Raw genomic sequence first — 18,153 nt, 5'->3', positions numbered from 1 at the left:
GAGGGTCCTGCGTGCAGTTTCGGGGTTCACCGAAGTGTGACCACAAAAAAGCCCCGCTTGCGTTCGGCGGGGCTTTTGGTCCGTTGCCTATTCGGCCGGTTCCTTGGGCTTGCGGCGGAACATTCCGCCCAGATTGTCCCAAAGCTCGATCTTGGCGCCCTGACGCTTCATGATGAGCCCCTGCTGCAGGATCGACAGGAAGTTGTTCCAGGCCCAGTAGATCACGAGGCCGGCCGGGAAGGTCGCCAGCATGAACGTGAAGACGACCGGCATCCAGTTGAAGATCATGGCCTGGGTCGGATCGGGCGGCGTCGGGTTCATGCGCATTTGCAGGAACATCGTGACACCCATGATCAAAGGCCAGACGCCGATCATCAGGAAGGAGGGCACGTCGTATGGCAGGAGCCCGAACAGGTTGAACATCGACGTCGGGTCCGGCGCGGACAGATCGTTGATCCAGCCGAAGAACGGCGCGTGACGCATCTCGATCGTGACGTAGATGACCTTGTAGAGCGCGAAGAAGACCGGAATCTGGAGAAGGATCGGCCAGCAGCCGGCGATCGGATTGATCTTTTCCTTCTTGTAGAGCTCCATCATCTCCTGCTGCTGCTTCATCCGGTCGTCGCCGTATTTCTCCCGGATTTCCATCAGCTTGGGCTGCACCTTCTTCATGTTCGCCATCGACACATAGGACTTGTTGGCGAGCGGGAAGAAGACCAGCTTGACGAGGACGGTCGTGGCAAGGATGGCGACGCCGAAATTGCCGAACAGGCGGAAGAACCAGTCGATGACGAAGAACATCGGCTTGGTGATGAAATAGAACCAGCCCCAGTCGATCAGCAGTTCGAACTGACGGATGCCGTAGGCTTCCTCATAGCCGTCGATGACACCGACGACCTTGGCACCGGCGAAGACACGGGTCTGGATATCGGTCGACTGACCAGGTGCGACCGAGACCGGATCGGACAGGTAATCCACCTGGTAGCGCACGCGCCCGTCGTCGAAATAGGAATAGCGCGGCTGAAACGCCTGCCCGTCGGACGGCACCAGGGCCACGGCCCAATATTTGTCGGTGATGCCGAGCCAGCCGTCATTGCTCTTGCCGGGGGTGATCTGGCGATCCTCGGCGAGCTTGGAATAGTCGATTTCCTGAAGCCCTTCCTCGCCCGTGACGCCGATCAGCCCTTCGTGAAGCACGAAGATGCCCTCGATGTCGGGCGTGCCGACGCGCGTTATGCGGCCGTAATTCATCAGTTCGACCGGTTCTCCACCGGCGTTCGTGACGCTGTCGGAGATCGTGAACATGTAGTCGGCGTCGACCGCGATCGTGCGCTCAAAGGTCAGGCCGGCATCGTTGGTGTAGGAAAGCGTGACCGGCGTGTCCTGCGTAAGCTGCGCGTTGCCCTCGACGGACCAGACCGTCTGCGGTCCCGGAACCGCGCCAGCATTGCCCTGCCCCACATAGCCGACTTCGGCGTAATAGCCGTCGGCAAGCGCGGACGGGTTCAAAAGCGAGATGTTCGGCGAGTTCGGCTGGACCGTAACGCGATAATCCTTCAGGAGAAGGTCGTCGATGCGCGCACCGGTCAGGTTGATCGAACCCGAAAGACGCGGCGTGTCGATGGCGACGCGATCGGTCGCGCCGACGGCGCCCTCGCGTGTCTGCGGCGCGGCGGATGACGCGCCGCCGCCGGGCACCTCGGCCTGCGTGCCGGGCGCGCTTGGCAAGTCTCCATCACCCGGCGCGACGCTGGGCCCCTGCTCCTGAGGAGTGGCCGCCTGCTGTTGCTGCGCCTGAATCTCGGCCGCCTGGCGCTGCGCCTCGATGCGGGGGTTCATGTAGAACACCTGCCAAAGGGTCAGAATCACGACGGAAAGCGCGATCGTGATGAAGAAGTTGCGATTGTTTTCCATCAAGGGATCCCTATCCCCGCTCAGCGAAATCGGCGGGAGAGTTCTGCCTTCAATTCGTCGAACGGCGTCTGGAGCAGTTCGCGGCGGCCGACGATGACATAATCGGTGCCGCACGCCATGTCACGCGCCGCATGGACGCGAACGGCTTCTTTCAGCCGGCGACGAATGCGGTTTCGGACCACCGCATTCCCGACCTTCCTGGTGACGGTGATGCCCAGACGCGGTTCGCCCGCGTCGTCACGTCGCATCACCTCCAACAAGAAAAGCCGCCCCCGGCGCTTCTCGCCCCGGCGAACGGCCAGAAACTGGGCGCGCTTCTTCAAGCGCCCCGGTGCATTCTCATGCGGCCGGTCGGTCAAACCCTTTGCCCTTCGGCGCCCGGCCCGCGACGGCTTAAGCGGACAGACGCTTGCGGCCGCGGGCGCGGCGGGCAGCGATGACCTTCTGGCCTCCCTTGGTGGCCATGCGCGCACGGAAACCGTGGCGGCGCTTGCGGACGAGTTTGGACGGCTGGTAGGTGCGCTTCATTTATTTAATACCGCGGCGTGCGGCCCTTCTTGGATAGCTGTCTCATCGGACGAGGAGCATCGGCCGGTCATACACGCAACAACAGTCGCGCCAAGACCTCGGCCCGAGCGTGGGGCGGCTTATAGAAAGATCGCCCGCGCGAGTCAATCAATGCCGGTCACGACGCGGTGAAGCGTGAGCCGACGCTTGTCAACACAGCTTGAGACCGCGCGTGTGGCATTGTGGGCGATCGATTTGCGCGCCATGTGTGTGCCCGACGGACATCCGCATCGGGAGTTTTCCTTGCCAGCCAATCTCGCCAATGCCAAAGGCATGACCAACAAGTCGCGACCGACCCTTCGCGTTGCGACGGTGACTGCGCGCGAGCGGACAAAGGATGGCGCCATGACAGCGGGCCGATCGAATTCGATCTGGCGTTTCGTGCCGCTCGCCATCCTCGCCGGCGGACTTGCCTTCGGCTGGGGGCTCGGCTGGCACGAACATCTGAGCCTTGGCGAACTCGCAGCGCGCAAGGAAGAGTTGCAGGCCCATGCAGCGTCCTACGGCATTCTTGCGCCGTTCCTGTTCGGGCTCCTCTATATGGTCGCGACCGCCTTCGCCTTCCCGGCGGCCGGCGCGCTCACCGTTTTCGGCGGGTTTCTCTTCGGCTGGACGGTCGCCGGCCCCGTCGTCGCCGTGTCGGCAACGATCGGCGCGACGCTGATCTTCCTTGCCGCTCGCTCCGCGCTCGGCGATACGCTGCGCAGCCGCGTCAAGGGCCGTGCCGAGGCTCTGTCCAAAGGCTTCGAGGAGAATGCTTTCGGCTATCTCCTGGTGCTGCGCATGACCCCCATCCTGCCCTTTTTCGTGGTCAATGTGGCCCCCGCCCTCTTCAAGGTTCGGTTGGCAACCTATGTCACGACGACGTTTCTTGGAATCCTGCCGGGCACATTCGTCCTCGCCTATCTCGGCGCCGGCGTTGACAGCGTCCTGACGGCAGCAAATGCCGCGGGGGAGACGCCGACCCTCGGCGATATCGTCACGCCGCAGATCACGCTGGCGCTTGCGGGCCTTGCGCTGCTGGCCATTTCGGCCATGCTCATCAAAGCCTACTGGACCCGAAGGACCGCGGCGAAGGCGCCCGCTGCCGATTGATCGGATCATTCATGCAAGCGCATCTCACGCCCGATATCTGCGTCATCGGAGCTGGCTCCGGCGGACTTTCGGTCGCCGCCGCAGCCGCCGCTTTCGGGGTCGATGTGGTGCTGGTCGAACGGAGCAAAATGGGCGGCGACTGCCTCAACTATGGCTGCGTGCCGTCCAAGGCGATGATCGCAGCCGGAAAACGCGCGCAGGCGATGCGTTCGGCCTCTGCATTCGGCATCGCACCGGTCGAGCCGACGATCGACTTCCAGGCCGTTCACGCTCATGTCCGATCCGTGATCGACGCCATCGCGCCGAACGATTCCGTCGAGCGCTTCGAGAGCCTCGGCGTCAAGGTGATCAAGGCCGAAGGGCGCTTCATCGACGACAGGACGCTCGAGGCGGGCGGTCATCGCATTTCGGCACGGCGTTTCGTCATTGCGACAGGTTCCTCCCCCGTCATCCCGCCGATCCCCGGCATCGACGGTGTCCAGGTGCTGACGAATGAGACGATTTTCGAGATCGAGCAAAGGCCCGACCATCTCGTCATCATCGGCGGCGGACCGATCGGCCTCGAACTCGCTCAGGCGCATCGCCGGCTCGGCTCGCGCGTCACGGTCGTCGAGGCAGCCACGTTCCTGTCGCGCGACGATCCGGATCTGGCAGCCATCGCTCTCGATACGCTTCGCGAGGAACGCGTCGCGCTTTTGGACCGTCACTCGGTCCTGCGCGTCGAACGGACGAATGAGGGTCTGCGTCTTTTCGCGAAGGCCGAAAGCGGCGATGAGCGCGTCGTGGAAGGCTCGCATCTGCTCGTCGCCGCCGGCCGCGCGCCGAATGTTTCCGCACTCGACCTCGACGCCGCCAACATACGCCACGACAAGAAGGGCATCGCCGTCGATGCCGGCCTGCGTAGTTCCAACCGGCGGGTCTATGCCATCGGCGACGTTGCGGGCGGACCGCAATTCACCCATGTCGCCAACTACCATGCCGGCATCGCGATCCGCGCTCTCCTGTTCCGTCTCCCCGCAAGGGTGGACTATGCGTCCTTGCCGAGGGTCACGTTTCTCGACCCCGAACTGGTGCAGGTCGGACTGACGGAAGCGGAAGCGCGCAAGGCGTATGGCGACATCCGCACGCTGCCCTGGCCGGTTCACGACAATGACCGCGCACAGGCCGAGCGCGAGACGAAAGGACTGATCAAGATCGTGGCAGACAGGCGCGGCCGCGTCGTAGGGGTGTCGATCCTCGCCAAGGGAGCCTCCGAGATGGGCAATTTCTGGTCGCTCGCTTTGGCGAAGAAAATGCGTCTGCGGGACCTGACCGCCTTCATTTCGCCCTACCCCACCACGGGGGAAATTGGCAAACGTGCCGCCATGTCCTATTTTGCCGATATGACCCGCAAGCCCGTCGTGAGGCGAATCATCCGCTTCCTTCAGGCATTCGGCTAGATGGAGCATCGGGACAATCCGACACTGGTTTCAACCTTTCGGCCCGATGCTCCAGGGTTGGCAGGAGACGCCGCGTGAAGGATCGCGAGACGGATGGCAAGGCTGAATCGCTCGACAGGCGCGCGAGCGTGGCGCTGGGACGCGGTCTGTCGACCAAACTGCTCTTGCTCACCATGCTCTTCGTGCTGATCGCCGAAGTTCTGATATTCATCCCCTCCATTGCGAATTTCCGCCTGCGCTGGCTCGAGGAACGCCTGAGCACGGCAGCGGCCGTGGCCACGGTCCTCGTCGACGAAGATGCCTCCAGCCTCTCCCGTGCGACGCAGGACGATGTGCTCGCCTCGCTCGGCGCCAAGGCGGTGGCCGTGCGCGACGAAGGCATGTCGCAACTCCTGGTCGCCGCGGACATGCCGCCCGAGATCGACGAGCATGTCTCCATCGCGGCGACATCGCCGATCGCGGCAGTGCGCGACGCCCTGTCGACGGCACTTTGGGGCGGCAATCGCATGTTGCGTGTCTTCGGCCCCGTCGGCGACAGCACCAAAGAGTTCGAACTGATCATTCCCGATGGCGACCTCCGTTCAGCGATGATGGTCTATGCGCGCAATGTCGCGATCCTGTCGCTGATCATTTCGGTGATCACCGCGGGTCTCGTCTTCTGGGCCATCAACCGGATGATGATCCGGCCGATACGGCGCATGACACACTCGATGCTGGCCTTTTCCGCCGCTCCCGACGACCCCGCCCGCGTGATCCGCCCCGACCGCCGGACCGACGAGATCGGCATCGCGCAGCACGAACTGGCGACCATGCAGGGCGAGTTGCAGCGTACGCTCGGCGAGCAGAGGCATCTCGCCGAACTCGGGCTCGCCGTTTCCAAGATCAACCACGACATGCGCAACATGCTGGCGGCGGCGCAGTTGATGTCCGACAGGCTGCGCCTGATCGACAATGCCACGGTTCAGTCCTTCGTGCCGAAACTGGTACGCACGCTCGATCGGGCGGTGTCCTATTCCGAAGGGGTTCTCGCCTATGGTCGCACGCAGGAAGCGCCGCCTTCGCGGCGCAGGCTGCGGCTTGCGCAGATGGTCGACGACGTCGGCGAGATACTGGGGCTTGCGCCCGAGGGCGACATCGAGTTCGTCAACGCGGTCGATCCGGCGCTGGAAGTCGAGGCGGATGCCGATCACCTTTTCCGGGTCCTAGCCAATCTGGCGCGCAATGCCGTGCAGGCCATGCAGACCGATACGGAAACCGCCGTCGTCAAGCGGTTGACGATCGGCGCCATGCGGGAAGGAACGGTCTCGAAGATCACGATCGAGGATACCGGCCCCGGTTTGCCGAAAAGAGCGCGCGAGAACCTGTTCGCCGCCTTTCGCGGCGCGGCGCGCAGCGGCGGCACCGGCCTCGGATTGGCGATCGCGCACGAACTCGTGCGCGCCCATGCCGGTACCCTGGAACTCGTCGAGACGCGTGGCGGACGCACGGTTTTCGAGATCTGCATTCCCGACCAGCCCATCGCGCTTGACGAAGCCCGCAAGTCGATCCGCCGCCCGGCCTGACCTGCTGCGTTAGCACCCGGCGATCCGATTGCATCACAAGACTGCCCAAAGGGAATGAGGACGCCGCGCATTTTTCTCCAAACCCCGCTTGCTTTTCAGCGGCTCAATGGCTAGGTAACGGCCACTTCAGATGCCGGTCCGCCGGCTTCGCGGTCTTAGTGATCGCTGCGCGCCCGTAGCTCAGCTGGATAGAGCACCAGACTACGAATCTGGGGGTCAGAGGTTCGAATCCTTTCGGGCGCGCCATTTAACCCACTGAAATCACTTCATTTTCTGCCTTCAGCGCGATAGCTCCCCAGCATAAAAATCCATTTTAGTCTGGGTTTTAGTCTGGGGTTTTTGTTGCAGATAGACGCGGAATGTCGGCATCGGCAGCATGTGATTCCCACTTTTTGATAGCTGGTGGGGCGAATTTGATGATGGTCTCGGGGGGAAAGCCTTCCCCCTGGCCGGCACTTCGTTGCCGGCGCACCCCCTTCTGCGGGGAGACCCCGCAACGCCCCCCTAGAGTGAGAGGCAGGCCGGGTTTGCCGTGACGGGCTGGGATCGGGAGAGAGGCTCCCGAGGCCCGTCGCGGAGTAATCCCGATGGCCAGACATGACCGCAGCGCTCGCGCCGGCTCGGACCGGACGAGCCTTTACGACGACATCACCGACAAGATCATCGCCGAACTGGAGGCGGGCCGCGTGCCCTGGGTGCAGCCTTGGGGCACCCCCGAGGCCGACGCGCTCCTCGGCCTGCCGAAGAACGCCGTCACCGGCCGGCAATATTCCGGCATCAACATCCTTCTTCTCTGGGGCGCCGTGGTCGAGCGCGGCTTCCCCGGCCAGGGCTGGCTCACCTTCCGCCAGGCGCTCTCGCTCGGCGGCAATGTTCGCAAGGGCGAGCACGGCACCACGGTCGTCTACGCCGACCGCTTCATCCCCGACGAGGAAAAGAAGCGCGCGCAGGAAACCGGCGAGGAAGCCCACGCGATTCCCTTCCTGAAGCGCTTCACCGTGTTCAACACCGTGCAATGCGAGAACCTTCCCGAAGACGTCACCGTCGCCGCACCGCCTCCGCCGCCCGGCCAGATCGAGCCCACCGTCGAGGCGCTCATCAAGGCCACCAGCATCGACTTCCGCATCGGCGGCGACAAGGCATTCTATATGCCGGCCCCCGACTATGTGGTCGTGCCGCCCCCGGCCGCCTTCTTCGAGCCGATCAACTGGCACCGCACGGCCCTGCACGAGCTGTCGCACGCCAGCGGCCATCACTCGCGCCTCGCTCGCGATCTCGGCGGCTCCTTCGGCTCGAAGAAGTATTTCGTCGAGGAATGCGTCGCCGAGCTTTCGAGCGCCTTCTGTTGCGCGGCGCTGGGCATCAGGCCCACCGTGCGCCATGCCGACTATATCGGCGCGTGGATCGACACGATGCGCGAGGACAACCGCGCCATCTTCCGCGCCGCGTCGCAGGCCAGCAAGGCGGCCGACTGGCTTCTCTCCTTCCTGCCGGCCGACGAGCAGCCCGCCGTCGATGCCGCCTCCTCGATCGACAGGAGGGCGGCATGATGACCTACGCGCAATTGCGCACCGCGCTCGCTCGGATGGAGGAGAGCCTGGCTGAGACCCGGCACAACCTCGCCCTTGTCGAGCGCCGGCTTTGCGACGGCGCGGAAGCCGAGACCATCAGGCGGCGCCCGAAGTCGCGCTGGTATCATCGCCGGATGAGCCGCTGGACCGGAGCCGACGAGGCCGAATACCGGCGCATCCTCGATCGTACGTCCAAAGCCGCGCAGGCCGAGCTTGAGCGGCTTCGCCGCAAGGTCGAGCGGCAGAACGGCGCGATTTTAGCGCTGCGCTGCAAATACCGCATCAACGACGAACGGCCCCGGCAGTACGCCTTGTGACCGTTCCGGCCGATGGCTGCGCCGGTGTGTGCCGGCGCAGCCGAGAGGAAGAGAGGTGCCGGGGTTTCCGTGACGGGTTGGAAGCGGAGAGAGAGGCTCTCCGCGCCCGTCGTGGAGAAACCACGATGGCAAGAGCTGCCAGGAAGAAGTCCGCCGCCGTCCCAATGATCGTGTTCTCGCGGGCGCGCGATATTCCGTTCAACCGGATCAGGCTGTCGGACAGCAATGTCCGCGAGGTCGACGTCGAGGCCGGCCTGGACGAACTCACCTTCGACATCGACCGCCGCGAGGACCTCGTGCAGGGTCTCAATGTCCGTGCCATCCTCGACGCGGACGGCAACGAGACCGGCGATTTCGAGACGCCGGCGGGCGGGCGCGGCTACAGGTCGATCGCCCGGCTCGTGAAGGCGGGGCGTTTCCCCGAGGACGGGCTCGTTCCCTGCATCGTCAAGAAGGCCGACGCCAAGACCTCGGCCGTGGACGACTCGCTCGCAGAGAACGTGCTGCGGCTGGCGCTGCATCCCCTCGATCAGTTCCGCGCCTTCAAGCGCATGGTCGACGGCGGCATGTCCGAGGCGGAGGTCGCCACCGCCTACTTCACCACCGAGCGCTATGTCGCGCAGCGCCTCGCGCTCGCCAAGGTCTCGCCGAAGCTGCTGGAGGTCTATGCCGAGAACGGCATGACGCTGGCGCTGCTGGAGACCTTCACCGCGAATCCCGATCATGCCCGTCAGGAGCAGGTCTGGGATGCCGTGAGGCAGTCGCACTACCGCGAACCCTGGCACGTCCGCCAGATGCTCACCGAGACCAGCGTTCCCGCGTCCGACAAGCGCGCCATGTTCATCGGCCTCGACGCCTATGTCGCGGCCGGCGGCCCGGTGCTGCCCCGCTACCTGTTCGACGAGGAGGATGGCGGCTGGCTCGACGACGTGCCTCTGCTCGACAGGCTGGTTGCGGACAAGCTCAGGACCGTCGCCGACGAGGTGGCCTCCGAGGGCTGGAAGTGGATCGCCGTCAGCCTCGACCTCCCGCTCGGCCACGAGCGGGGCCTTCGCGTGCTCGCCGGCACCTTGCCCGAACTCACGCGGAAGGAGCGCAAGCAGCGCGAGGCGCTGCGCGACGAGTACGACGCCCTGATGGCCGAGCATGACGGCTGCGACGAGCTGCCCGACGAGATCCACCAGCGGCTCAGCGAGATCGAGGCGGCGCTTGACGCCTTCGAGAACCGCCCGGCCATCTATGACCCGGCCGAGATCGCCGGCGCCGGCGCCTTCATCTCGGTCGATTCCGATGGCGATCTTGTCGTCGAACGCGGCTATGTCCGGCCCGAGGACGAGCCGGCCGCGGCCGTCGACGGCGAAGCGCCGGAGGCCGTAGGCGCCGACGGCGACGGCACGGAGGAGCCGCGAGTCATGCGGACCGTCATCACCATCGGCGGCGAGCCTGCCGAGCCGGAGGAGGACGAGGAAGACGTCATCCGTCCCCTGTCGGAAAGGCTGGTGGCCGAGCTGACGGCGCATCGCACGCTCGCCCTGCGCGACGCCGTGGGCGCCAACCCGCAGGTCGCGCTCACGGCGCTGCTGCACAAGCTGGTGCGCGACACGTTCGGGCGCTCCACCACCGGCGCCGCGGTCGGGGCTTCCGTCCGCGAGGTCTATTTCCGCGAGCAGGGTCCGGACCTCAAGGACAGCCCCTATGCGCAGTCGGTCAAGGAGCGGCACGACGGCTGGAAGGCGGACCTTCCGTCCGACGACGACGCGCTCTGGGACTGGCTCGCCGCGCTCGACGAGGCCAGCCGCCTGGCGCTGCTCGCCCATTGCGTGAGCTACGGCGTCAACGCGCTCTACGAGCGGCCGAACCCGATCAGCGCCAGCGGCATCTCGCAGCACGGTCTCGACCTTCGCATGGCCGAGGCCGACCGGCTCGCCCGCACCACCGGCCTCGACATGATCGAGGCGGGCTTCCGGCCCACGGTCGAAAACTATCTCGGCCGCGTTCCGAAGACCCGCATCCTCGAAGCCGTCCGCGAGGGCGCCGGCGATCGCGCGGCCGACCTGATCGCCCATCTGAAGAAGGGCGACATGGCCGAGGAAGCCGAACGGCTGCTCGCTGAAACCGGCTGGCTGCCCGAGCCGCTGCGGCCGCTCGACGCCGAGCCGGAGCTTGAGGCGGGCACGGAGGGCGATGGCGAGGCGCTTCCCGCCTTCCTCGCCGGTGATGAGGAGGAGGCGGTCGGCAGCGTTGAGGGCGATCCCGAGCATCTGGTCGCCGCCGAATAGTCGCGGAGCGGCTCCGGCCGCTCCCTTCCATCCCTTCACTCTCGGCCCGGCCATGCGCCGGGCCGTTATCGTTTCAGGAGATCGACATGGCGATTCCCGACCATGCACGCACCAACTTCAAGACGCTGCTGAGAGCGGCTGGCGATGGCAACCTCGCCCTGATGGAGTGCCAGGACGCCGCGACCGGCAACCTGCGCTACGTCATCTGCGCGGTCGGCCGCGACGGCGGCGATTACGTCTTCACGCCGTTCGGCCATCTGGCCGATGGCGATCCCTACGACGCCTATCTTCCGCCGGACCCGGACGATCCGTCCGGCTTCCTGGCGCCCGACGACGGAGGCCGGTGATGCTGCACACGCTCTATCCCAATCTCGGCGTCACCCCGCTCGATACGGACCGGGCCGTGCTCCGGGCGGCGGTAAGATTTCTGTCGCCGGAAGTCCGCGCCGATCCGTGCCGGCGGCTGCTCCGCAGGATCTTCTACTGCGCGATGCTTCGCCGCCACGCGGAGATCCAGCGTGGCTTCATGCGAACCCGCCACTGACGTCGTTCCCTCCCTTTCTCCCAACCTCGCCCGGCCTCTTGCCGGGCATTTTTCGTTTCAGGAGGCTTCCATGCCCACCTTCACCATCGAGACCGCGCATGACGTGCCGGTCTACCGTCTTCGCAGCTACGAGGCCGATACCGTCGACAAGGCATGCCGGCTGGCGGTGGACGACGGCGATTGGTCGATCCGCAAGATTTCTCACGACACCCCCGGCGAAACCTTCGTCAGCGGCATCTGGGAAGGAACCGGCGCTCCCCACTCGGCCCGCAGCCTTCCGGTTCCCTCGCAATATGGCGACACCATGCGCCGGAAGGCCCGGCATTTCGAGGTGCTGCTCGGCCTTCTCAAGATGTTCGCCGCCGCCGATCCGGCAGCGCCTGAACTCGCGCTCTGGCGGCAACGTGCGGTGTCCGCAATCGCCAAGGCCGAAGCGATGATGGCCGCCGCCCGCGATCCCAAGGGGAGCGACCGCCATGCCTGAGATCGTCGAAACCACCGTCTACCGCCTCGGTGAGCTGTCCGCGGACGCGAAGGACAGGGCGCGTGCATGGTATCGCGAAGGCGCGTTCGACCATGACTTGCACGAGTTCATCTTCGATGATTTCGAGCGTGTCTGCGAGATTCTCGGCGTGCGGCTCCGGACCCGCACCGTTCCGCTCTATGGCGGCGGCACCCGTCAGAAGCCGTGCATCTACTTCTCCGGCTTCTGGAGCCAGGGCGACGGTGCTTGTTTCGAGGGAAGCTACAGCCACGCCAGGGGCGCACCGCGAAAAATCCGCGACCATGCTCCCAAGGATGGCGAGCTTCACCGGATCGCCGACGCGCTCCAGGCGATCCAGCGCCGCAACTTCTACCAGCTCCATGCCGGCGTCAGCCATCGCGGCCGCTACTGCCACGAATACTGCATGGTCATATCGGTGGAACGCGACAGTCCTATCTATCAGGACATGACCGCCGACGCCGAGGACGCCGTGACGGAGGCGCTGCGCGATCTCGCACGCTGGTTCTACCGCCAGCTTGAGCGTGAATACGAGTTTCTGTTGTCGGACGAGGTGGTCGACGAGGCCATTGCCGCGAACGAATACACCTTCACCTCATCTGGCCGCCGCTTCGGCTGATCCGCTTCCGGCAGATCGCGCGGGCGCTTGCCGGTCCCGGTGGTCCGAGAGCGAGAGGAAGGCCGGGACGGGTTCGAGCCGGTGCGGTCGAGAGAGAGCGCCGGTCGGCTCGTCCCGTTCCCGCTCTCCTTGAGGCTCCCATATGAACATGATGCCCGCTACCGTGGCCGCCAACGCTGCCGCGCCGATCCCGCTCGCCTCCGAGCCCGGCACCGCCGCCGCCATCCTCGCGGCCGCGCAGCTCCTTCTCCCCCATCTCGAACGCGGCCAGCGCATCGACGCTCCGGCGCTGCGCCACGCGATGGAAACCGCCTTCGGCGGCTCCGACGCGGCGGGCGCATGGAACTGGAAGACCGCCTACGAAGCCTGCGAGGCGGCCACGGTGCTGTTCCTGCGCAAGTTCGGCAAGGCGCTGCTCCGCAAGAGCGGCTCTCCCGCTGCGAGCCTGCCGCTGCTGGAACGCATCGCGGCGCTGATGCTGACCCACACGCGCCGCTCCGAGGAGGTGCAATCCTTCCAGCAGTTCTCGACCCCGATCCCGCTCGGCCTGGTCGCGGCCACCGCCGCCGCGATCACGCCGGCCGACCGCGTGCTGGAGCCCTCGGCCGGCACCGGCCTGCTCGCCATCCTGGCCGAGATCGCCGGGGGCACGCTCGTCCTCAACGAGCTGGCCGAGACCCGCGCCTCGCTCCTCTCCTCCCTCTTTCCGGCCCTGTCCGTCACGCGCTTCGATGCGGCCCAGATCGACGACCACCTCGACCTGGCCGTGACGCCGACCGTGGTGCTGATGAACCCGCCATTCTCGGTCATGGCGCATGTCGAGACCCGCATGGCGGACGCGGCATTCCGCCATGTCGCCTCTGCGCTGGCGCGCCTCGCTCCCGGCGGCCGCCTTGTCACCATCACCGGCGCCAACTTCGCACCCGACGCACCCGAATGGGCTTCCGCCTACGCCCGTCTGCAGGAACGCGGCCGTGTCGTATTCACGGCCGCCATCGACGGCGCCGTCTATGCCAAGCACGGCACGACGTTCCCGACGCGGCTGACCGTCATCGACAAGCAGCCGGCCGACGATCCCACAGTCTTTCCCGCGTCGCTCGGCATCGCGCCCGACGCGGATGCGCTGATGGGCTGGGTTGCCGAGCATGTGCCGGCCCGCCTGCCGGTCGATCCCGCCGTCGCGGTTCCGGTCGCCGCCACGCCCGCGCCCCGCACCGTGCGCGGCTATCTCGCCCGCTCCGCAAAGGCCGCGCCGAGGAAGCCCCTAGCCGAGCCGGAAGGCGTTGACCTCAGCTACGAGATCATCGACCGCCAGGATGCCGGGAGCGCCGGCATCACCGATTCCATCTATGAGGAATACGCGCTCCAGTCGATCCGCATCCCCGGCGCGCAGCCTCATCCGACCAAGCTGGTGCAGTCGGCGGCGATGGCGTCCGTCGCGCCGCCGAAGCCGAGCTACCGGCCGCGCCTGCCGGCCAACATCCGCGACCTCCTGTCGGATGCCCAGCTCGAAACCCTGATCTATGCCGGCGAGGCCCATTCCGATTATCTCGCCGGCGCGTGGACGGTCGATGAGACCTTCGACGTCGTGACGGCCGCTGCCGACGACGCGAGTGGTTCCGTCCGCTTCCGGCGCGGCTTCATGATCGGTGACGGCACCGGCGTCGGCAAGGGCCGCGAATCCGCGAGCATCATCCTCGACAACTGGATGAGAGGCCGCCGCAAGGCGCTGTGGATCTCGAAGTCGGACAAGCTGCTCGAAGACGCGCAACGGGATTGGTCGGCGCTCGGCATGGAGCGCCTGCTGATTACGCCGCAGTCGCGCTTCCCGCAGGGCAAGCCGATCACGCTGCCGGAAGGCATCCTGTTCACCACCTACGCCACGCTCAGGACCGACGAGCGCGGCGAGAAGGCGTCGCGCGTCCAGCAGATCGTGGACTGGCTCGGCGCCGACTGGGATGGCGTCGTCATCTTCGACGAATGCCACGCGCTTCAGAACGCCGTCGGCGGCAAGGGCGAGCGGGGCGATGCCGCTCCGTCGCAGCAGGGCCGCGCCGGGCTTCGTCTCCAGCATGCGCTTCCCGACGCCCGCGTCGTCTATGTCTCGGCGACCGGCGCCACCACGGTTCACAATTTGGCCTATGCGCAGAGGTTGGGCTTGTGGGGCGGCGAGGACTTCCCGTTCTCGACGCGGGCCGAGTTCGTCGAGGCGATTGAGGCCGGCGGTGTTGCGGCGATGGAGGTGCTGGCCCGCGACCTGCGCGCGCTCGGCCTCTACACCGCGCGCTCGCTCTCCTTCGACGGCGTGGAATACGAGCTGGTCGAGCACGAGCTAACGCCCGAGCAGACCCGCATCTACGACGCCTATGCCGGGGCGTTCGCCATCATCCACAACAACCTCGACGCCGCCATGCAGGCCGCCAACATCATCGGCGGAGGCGAAGGCGGCTCCGGCACGCTGAACAAGCAGGCAAAGTCCGCCGCGCGCTCCGCATTCGAGTCGGCCAAGCAGCGCTTCTTCGGCCATCTGCTCACCAGCATGAAGACGCCCACCCTGATCCGCTCGATCGAGCGCGATCTGGAGGCGGGCCATGCCTCCGTGGTGCAGATCGTCTCGACCGGCGAGGCGCTGATGGAGCGCAGGCTGGCGGAGCTTCCCACGGAGGAATGGAACGACGTCCGCGTTGACATAACGCCTCGCGAGTATGTCCTGGACTACCTTCGCCATTCTTTCCCGGTGCAGCTCTACGAGCCCTTCACCGACTCGGAGGGCAGGCTGTCGTCGCGGCCCGTCACGCGCGACGGCCAGCCGGTCGAGAGCCGCGAGGCCGTCGCCCGCCGGGATACGCTGATCGCGAAGCTGGCGAGCCTGCCGCCCGTTCCCGGCGCGCTCGACCAGATCGTCCAGCGCTTCGGCACCGACATCGTGGCCGAAGTCACCGGCCGGTCGCGCCGCATCGTCCGCAGGACGAGCAATGGCGGCCACGATCGGCTCGTCGTCGAGACCCGCGCCGGCTCGGCCAATCTCGCGGAGACCGCCGCCTTCATGGACGACCAGAGGCGGGTTCTGGTCTTCTCGGACGCGGGCGGAACGGGCCGCAGCTACCACGCCGAACTGTCGGCGCGGAACACACGGCTGCGCGTCCACTATCTCCTCGAACCCGGCTGGAAGGCCGACGCCGCCATCCAGGGGCTCGGCCGCACGCACCGGACCAATCAGGCGCAGCCGCCCCTGTTCCGGCCGATCGCCACCAACGTCAAGGCCGAGAAGCGGTTTCTCAGCACGATCGCGCGCCGGCTCGACACGCTGGGCGCGATCACGCGCGGCCAGCGGCAGACCGGCGGTCAGGGCCTGTTCCGCCCGGAGGACAATCTGGAATCGCATTATGCCCGCGACGCGCTGCGCCAGCTCTACATGCTGATCGTGCGCGGCAAGGTCGAGGGCTGCTCGCTGGGGAAGTTCGAGGCGTCGACCGGCCTAAAGCTGATGGATTCGACCGGCATCAAGGACGAGTTGCCGCCGATCACCACCTTCCTCAACCGGCTGCTCGCGCTCACCATCGAGATGCAAGGCATCATCTTCACCGCCTTCGAGGGGTTGCTGAACGCGCGGATCGAAGGCGCCATCGCGTCGGGCAGCTACGATGCCGGCCTGGAGACGCTGAGCGCCGAGAGCTTCGTCGTCACCGGAAGGGAGACGATCTACACGCATCCCGGCACCGGCGCCGAGACCCGGCTTCTCACCATCTCCGAGCGCAAGCGCAACCGGCCGGTCACGCTCGATGCCGCGCTCGACCATCTCCTTGACCCGCGCGCGAAGCTGCTGGTCAACGAACGCTCCGGCCGCGCCGCGGTGCGGGTCCATGCGCCGTCCGTGATGACCGACGATGGCGATGTCCAGTATCGCGTCCGGCTGATCCGGCCGATGGAGGCTCACACCATCCCGTTCGGTGCGATGGTCGGAAGCCATTGGGTCGAGGCGGACCGAGACGCCTTCGCATCGGTCTGGCAGGCAGAGGTGGCGGAGGTGCCGGAGTTCTCGGATTCCACCATCCACATCGTCACCGGCCTGCTGCTGCCGATCTGGCGACGCCTGCCCAACGAGTCCTCGCGCGTCTACCGGCTTCAGACCGATGACGGCGAGCGCATCATCGGCCGCAGGGTCTCGCCGGCATGGGCGGCGAACGCGGTGACGACCGGATCGGTCTCGCTCTCTGCCGACGAGGCGTTCGCGGCGCTGATGGAGGGGAGGACCATCATCGACCTCGACGATGGGCTCCAGCTTCGCCGCGTCCGCGTCATGGGCGCCCACCGCATCGAGCTGTCGGGCTTCACCGACACGATGCGCGAGCGTCTCTCGGCCTACGGCTTGTTCCACGAGATCATCTCGTGGAAACTACGCATGTTCGTTCCCACCGACGCGAGCGGGGTCGCGGTGCTGGCGAGGCTGCTCGACCGATGGTCGGTCGAGCGCTTCAGCGAACGGGAGGCCGCATAATGCCCCGTCTCGACGCTTCCGAGCTTGCCCGCCGTCTCGGCCTCCATGCCGAGGCGGCTTGCCGCCACTATCTGTCCAACGGACGACGCCAGGGCAATTACTGGCTGGTCGGGGACGCCCGGAACCTGCCCGGCCGCTCCACCTTCGTCCGGCTGCGCAGCTCGGCCAAGGGACCGCCCGGCCACTGGACCGATGCCGCCACCGGCGAGCATGGCGACATGCTCGATATTGTCCGCGAAAGCCTCGGCCTCGTCGACTTCAAGGACATAGCCGACGAGGCGCGACGCTTCCTCAGCCTGCCTCATCCCGAACCGGACACCGGAACGGCGGCCGGGAAGGCGAGCCGGCGCGCATCCGGCTCGCCCGAAGCGGCACGGCGCCTGTTCGGCATATCGAAGCCGATCCGCGGCACGCTCGCGCAAACCTATTTGCGCCGGCGCGGCATCACGGACCTCTCCGGCATCTCCAGCCTACGGTTCCATCCGCGCTGCTATTACCGGCCTGACGAGCACAGCCCGAGAAAGACCTTGCCGGCGTTGATCGCCGCCGTCACCGACCTTGACGGCCGGCTTACCGGGGCGCATCGCACCTGGCTCGCGCCGGACGGATCGGGGAAGGCTGCCGTCGACACGCCGAGGCGGGCGATGGGCGACCTGCTCGGCCACGGCATCCGCTTCGGCGCGTCGGACGATGTGCTGGCGGCCGGCGAAGGCATCGAGACGGTGCTGTCGCCCCGCATGGTCCTGCCCATGATGCCGATGCTGGCGGCGACCTCGGCCGCCCATCTCGCCGCGATCCTGTTCCCGGCGACGCTGCGCAGGCTCTACATCCTGCGCGACCGCGATCCGGCCGGCGACGGTGCGCGGGACCGTCTGGTCGAGCGGGCGGCGAGCGCCGGGATCGAGGCGATCGTGCTGTCGCCACGGCTCGAGGACTTCAACGAGGATCTGCGGCTCCACGGCCCGGAGGCCCTTCGGGCGCAGATGCGGCCTCAGCTCGTCCATGAGGACGCCAGCCGCTTCATGGCCCTGGCGGCATAGTCGGGATCGGGGATGGAGCAGGCGGCGCGGCCGCCGTCCCCGGTTCGCTTCCGCGCGGCTCCCGCGATCGTCGGCAGAGACCGCCACCCGGCCTTCCCAGAGGGCGATCGAGCCCACAAACGGCCCGGACAAGCAATGGCGGCGCTCCGGCTATCGTCCGCCGGCGGGGCGAGCCCCGCCTTTGCATCGCGAAACAAGATTGCCGG

15 protein-coding genes and 1 tRNA gene are annotated in these 18,153 nt (G+C 66.6%); 13 read left to right on the top strand and 3 right to left on the bottom strand.

What is annotated here, in order from left to right; genetic code table 11:
- Positions 1-87: 87 nt before the first annotated feature.
- From yidC to rpmH, 3 genes are read right to left on the bottom strand one after another with little or no spacing between them, the layout of a single operon-like run.
- The gene (yidC, locus tag PZ895_RS04570; protein ID WP_275837798.1) at positions 88-1,914 is read right to left on the bottom strand and encodes a membrane protein insertase YidC; all 1,827 of its coding nucleotides are present in this window, start codon (positions 1,912-1,914) and stop codon (positions 88-90) included.
- Between the two features lie 20 nt (positions 1,915-1,934).
- Positions 1,935-2,273 (bottom strand): ribonuclease P protein component, encoded by a 339-nt coding sequence (gene rnpA, locus PZ895_RS04565; protein ID WP_275837797.1) that lies wholly within the window; start codon positions 2,271-2,273, stop codon positions 1,935-1,937.
- A gap of 34 nt (positions 2,274-2,307) precedes the next feature.
- Complete coding sequence (gene rpmH / locus PZ895_RS04560) at positions 2,308-2,442, bottom strand: 50S ribosomal protein L34 (RefSeq protein WP_024586493.1); 135 nt, start codon at positions 2,440-2,442, stop codon at positions 2,308-2,310.
- Positions 2,443-2,826: 384 nt separating this feature from the next.
- Between rpmH and PZ895_RS04555 the strand changes: the two genes are divergently transcribed.
- The 13 genes from PZ895_RS04555 to PZ895_RS04495 all read left to right on the top strand — a co-directional run bounded on the left by PZ895_RS04555 (position 2,827) and on the right by PZ895_RS04495 (position 17,947).
- Positions 2,827-3,576 (top strand): TVP38/TMEM64 family protein, encoded by a 750-nt coding sequence (locus PZ895_RS04555; RefSeq protein WP_275837795.1) that lies wholly within the window; start codon positions 2,827-2,829, stop codon positions 3,574-3,576.
- 11 nt (positions 3,577-3,587) lie between these two features.
- Complete coding sequence (locus tag PZ895_RS04550; RefSeq protein ID WP_275837794.1) at positions 3,588-5,015, top strand: FAD-dependent oxidoreductase; 1,428 nt, start codon at positions 3,588-3,590, stop codon at positions 5,013-5,015.
- Between the two features lie 74 nt (positions 5,016-5,089).
- Complete coding sequence (locus PZ895_RS04545) at positions 5,090-6,577, top strand: HAMP domain-containing sensor histidine kinase (protein ID WP_275837792.1); 1,488 nt, start codon at positions 5,090-5,092, stop codon at positions 6,575-6,577.
- 169 nt (positions 6,578-6,746) lie between these two features.
- Positions 6,747-6,823, top strand: a tRNA-Arg gene (locus PZ895_RS04540).
- 341 nt (positions 6,824-7,164) lie between these two features.
- Entirely contained in the window at positions 7,165-8,127 is a 963-nt protein-coding gene (locus tag PZ895_RS04535; protein ID WP_126006700.1) for a zincin-like metallopeptidase domain-containing protein, read from the top strand.
- Positions 8,124-8,465 carry a hypothetical protein gene (locus PZ895_RS04530; protein ID WP_126006702.1) on the top strand — a complete coding sequence of 114 codons (342 nt, stop codon included), beginning with the start codon at positions 8,124-8,126 and terminating at the stop codon, positions 8,463-8,465. The genes PZ895_RS04535 and PZ895_RS04530 overlap by 4 nt, the downstream gene beginning before the upstream one ends.
- Before the next feature lie 125 nt (positions 8,466-8,590).
- Positions 8,591-10,744: a chromosome partitioning protein ParB gene (locus PZ895_RS04525; RefSeq protein WP_275837791.1), complete on the top strand. Its 2,154-nt coding sequence runs from the start codon at positions 8,591-8,593 to the stop codon at positions 10,742-10,744.
- 86 nt (positions 10,745-10,830) lie between these two features.
- Positions 10,831-11,091, top strand: a complete 261-nt coding sequence (locus tag PZ895_RS04520; RefSeq protein WP_126006706.1) for a DUF6117 family protein — start codon at positions 10,831-10,833, stop codon at positions 11,089-11,091.
- Positions 11,091-11,288: a hypothetical protein gene (locus PZ895_RS04515; protein WP_126006708.1), complete on the top strand. Its 198-nt coding sequence runs from the start codon at positions 11,091-11,093 to the stop codon at positions 11,286-11,288. The genes PZ895_RS04520 and PZ895_RS04515 overlap by 1 nt, the downstream gene beginning before the upstream one ends.
- Before the next feature lie 70 nt (positions 11,289-11,358).
- Positions 11,359-11,772, top strand: coding sequence for a hypothetical protein (locus PZ895_RS04510; protein WP_126006710.1), 414 nt, complete (start codon positions 11,359-11,361; stop codon positions 11,770-11,772).
- Positions 11,765-12,409 carry an antitoxin of toxin-antitoxin stability system gene (locus PZ895_RS04505; protein WP_126006712.1) on the top strand — a complete coding sequence of 215 codons (645 nt, stop codon included), beginning with the start codon at positions 11,765-11,767 and terminating at the stop codon, positions 12,407-12,409. Before PZ895_RS04510 ends, PZ895_RS04505 begins: the two co-directional genes overlap by 8 nt.
- Before the next feature lie 142 nt (positions 12,410-12,551).
- Positions 12,552-16,907, top strand: a complete 4,356-nt coding sequence (locus tag PZ895_RS04500; protein ID WP_126006714.1) for a strawberry notch family protein — start codon at positions 12,552-12,554, stop codon at positions 16,905-16,907.
- Entirely contained in the window at positions 16,907-17,947 is a 1,041-nt protein-coding gene (locus PZ895_RS04495; protein WP_126006716.1) for a toprim domain-containing protein, read from the top strand. Before PZ895_RS04500 ends, PZ895_RS04495 begins: the two co-directional genes overlap by 1 nt.
- Positions 17,948-18,153 lie beyond the last annotated feature (206 nt).

Origin of the sequence: Mesorhizobium sp. YIM 152430, assembly GCF_029210365.1 — a bacterium.
In the GTDB taxonomy this organism is placed as follows: domain Bacteria; phylum Pseudomonadota; class Alphaproteobacteria; order Rhizobiales; family Rhizobiaceae; genus Aliihoeflea.
This window is presented reverse-complemented; position numbering and strand designations above follow the sequence as displayed.